At 61.2% G+C, this 820-nt stretch carries 1 pseudogene; it reads left to right on the top strand.

What is annotated here, in order from left to right:
• The first annotated feature begins 50 nt into the window (after positions 1-50).
• Positions 51-814, top strand: a pseudogene (locus tag CR165_RS24205) (IS5 family transposase).
• Positions 815-820 lie beyond the last annotated feature (6 nt).

Raw genomic sequence — 820 nt, 5'->3', positions numbered from 1 at the left:
CTCTTGCGCTTTGATTTTTCTGTGATTCCATGGCGGCCGGAAGTGCTGCCATGGCTGACCTGTTCTGGCTCACAAAGGCACAGATCGAGCGGATCACGCACTACTTCCCGCTCTCACACGGAGTGCCGCGGGCCGATGACCAGCGGGTCGTCAGCGGTATCATCCACGTCATTCGCAACGAGCTGCGCTGGCGCAACGCGCCTGCCGAGTACGGCCCGCACAAGACCCTCTACAACTGCTTCATCCGCTGAAGCCGCATGGGCGTGTTCAACCGCATCTTCGCGGGGATGGCCGAGCGCAAAGGCCAGCTGGATTGGCTGATGATTGATGCCACTCACCTTAAGGCGCACCGCACAGCGGCCAGCCTACTCGAAAAGGGGCTGTTCCTCGCCGTATCGGACGCACCAAAGGTGTCCTGAATTCTAAGCTGCACGCCGTCACCGATGGCCAAGGCCGCCCGATCATCATGCTGCTCTCCGAAGGTCAGATAAGCGAACACAAAGGCGCGGCGCTGATGCTCAGTGCCCTGCCGCCCGTGCGCGTCCTGATCGGCGACAAGAGCTACGACAGCAATTGCCTCCGTGAGGCCTTGACCACTCGCAGGATCGAGCCCTGCATTCCGTCACGCCGCAATCGCAAGCAGCCCATCCCGCACGACAGGACGCTCTACCGTCAGCGACACCGCATCGAGAACATGTTCGTCAGGCTCAAGGACCGGCGCTGCATCGCCATGCGCTATGACCGCTGCGCCCATACCTTCATGTCCGCCATCTGCCTTGCAGCCACCACCCTCTTCTGGATCAATGAGTCCTGAGCCTAG

It is taken from the genome of Teichococcus aestuarii (genome assembly GCF_003116135.1).
GTDB classification, from domain to species: Bacteria; Pseudomonadota; Alphaproteobacteria; order Acetobacterales; family Acetobacteraceae; genus Pseudoroseomonas; species Pseudoroseomonas aestuarii.
The sequence above is the reverse complement of the archived record's forward strand: the minus strand, read 5'-3'. Positions and strand labels throughout refer to the sequence as shown.